Source organism: Mesorhizobium sp. P3_A9 (assembly GCF_056402975.1).
Genome location: NZ_JBFUGJ010000610.1, coordinates 1 through 1,967 on the forward strand (window position 1 = coordinate 1; position 1,967 = coordinate 1,967).

General features: G+C 62.4%; 2 protein-coding genes. One reads left to right on the forward strand and one right to left on the reverse strand.

The window, feature by feature from the left end:
* Positions 1-91: 91 nt before the first annotated feature.
* Positions 92-880, reverse strand: coding sequence for an alpha/beta fold hydrolase (locus tag AC1DX0_RS35180; protein WP_477220279.1), 789 nt, complete (start codon positions 878-880; stop codon positions 92-94).
* A gap of 215 nt (positions 881-1,095) precedes the next feature.
* On the opposite strand from AC1DX0_RS35180, the gene AC1DX0_RS35185 reads away from it, so the two are divergent.
* On the forward strand, positions 1,096-1,833 hold the full coding sequence (locus AC1DX0_RS35185) for a TetR/AcrR family transcriptional regulator (protein WP_477220278.1): 738 nt from the start codon (positions 1,096-1,098) through the stop codon (positions 1,831-1,833).
* Positions 1,834-1,967 lie beyond the last annotated feature (134 nt).

Consider the following 1,967-nt stretch of genomic DNA (forward strand, 5'->3'; position numbering starts at 1 on the left):
CGTCAATGTAAGTCATCACTGACTGACGGGTTTAGGTGACGACCCCGGCCCTCGGAACGCTTTCGCGATGCAGCATGCCTATCTCACCGAATCAAGGCTGCGAGAAGAACGGCCGCAACACGTCGGCGACACGCTCCGGCTGACCGACATCGTCCGCCGCCAAATGGCCGAGACCGGACAATTCGAGACGCTTGGCACTGGGCAGAATACCGGCCAGCGCGTCCAGCGTCGGAGGCAGATAGGCAGCGCTTTGGTCGCCTCCGACCAGGAGGACTTCCGTGCGCGTGGCTTTGAAGTTCTCGATAGTGCCTGCCATCTCCGCTACCAGGCGAACATCGAAGTGAACGGCGCGGATAAGGACATCCAGCGGGACGTTCCCGCTTTTCTCGTCGCTCGCGCTGGCCCGGATGGCCAGCCGCATCAATGGGACCAGGATGAAGCGTGGCATCTTGATCGTCGAGATGTCGCCGGTCCCCCTCATGCAGGAAACCATGGCGGCCGCCAGATCGCCACGCGCCAGCTCGCTTTCATAGCGCGGCGCCCAGGCCAAGGGCGACGGTGCGCCGGCGATCGCTAATGGCGGTTCGTAAAGCGCGACCTTGCGCAGGGAAGGCAGGAAGAGCGTTGCCTGAAGGGCGATGAGGGCGCCTGAACTCAGGCCGAAGACGTCTTGTGCGCCGGTTCCCGCCACGAGGGCATGAAGATCCTGAAGCTCCTTCTCCATTCCATATTCGTCGCCGAACGGTCCGCTCAGTCCACGCCCGCGGCGATCAGGTATGCAGAGGGTGAAGGTATTTGAGAGCGCAGTGGCGAGCCTCATGAAGTTCTGTGCCGCCTGCATACCGCCATGCAGCAAGATCAGAACTGGGCCGTTGCCCATCTGCCGGTAGCCGATCGTGGTGCCGTCACGGGATGTGACGGCGCCGGTCGTATAGGGTCTCGCGCTTGTGGCTTTCATGCGAAATGCTCCGGTCCTGCGGACAATTGTTTGCCCAACACCGACCAAAGGAGTTGCTCGCTCCTTTAATTTGGATACGGTGTTCGCAGTATTGTCTGCATAGAATATGCGAACAGTGTTCGCAATAGGAAAGGCGTATGGCCATCAGCGACAAGGCGCCGTCAGTAATCTGGATGCGGCCGGCGCGTGGCGCACGCGGCCCCGAGCCATCGCATGACCGTGAGGCGATCGCCCGGACGGCAATCGAGATAGCGGATCACGAGGGGATCGACGCCGTTTCCATGCGCCGCATCGCCTCGGCGATCGGCAGCGGCACCAGTTCGCTCTATCGTTATTTCGCCCGCAAGGATGATCTGTTGAACCTGATGGTCGATGGTGCGCTGGCCACCGGAGCATTCAGTCCTTCCGGCGACTGGCGCGCCGACTTCAGCGCTATCGGCTGGGCCACGCGCCAAACCTTCCTGGCTCATCGCTGGATGGTGACGGCGTTGGCCGGCCGGCCAACGCTCGGTCCCAACCGGCTGAAGCGACTGGAGGCAACACTAGGCCTCCTGGAGGAGCATGGTCTGTCAGCGAGAGAGCGGCTCGTTCTCATCGATACGCTGATCTCCTATGTGCGCGGCTTCGTCGCGTCCGAGATCGCCGACGATATCGCTATCGGTATTTCAGGGCTGTCCGCCGAGCAGTGGCGGGCGGATCAGGCTGCCTATGTGGTCTCGATCACCAGCTCCGGGACCTATCCGCTGACCACCGCGCTGTTCGAGGAGAGCCGCGACTTCGACGGAAACGCGATCCAGGATCAAAGCTTTGCAGCGGGGCTCGAGCTGATCCTGGACGGCATTGCCGCCAAACTGGCTCGGCTGCAGCCAAGATGATTCCGCTGGAGTCTTGCTGAGAAGGATCCGCTTCACCCTTTGGTGACGCCGCGCGCCCGCTTTCTCTCGGCAGCCGCGAGCAATTCAACGAAGGCGCGCACCTTGGCGGGCCGGAAGCGGGCCGGCGGAAAGAC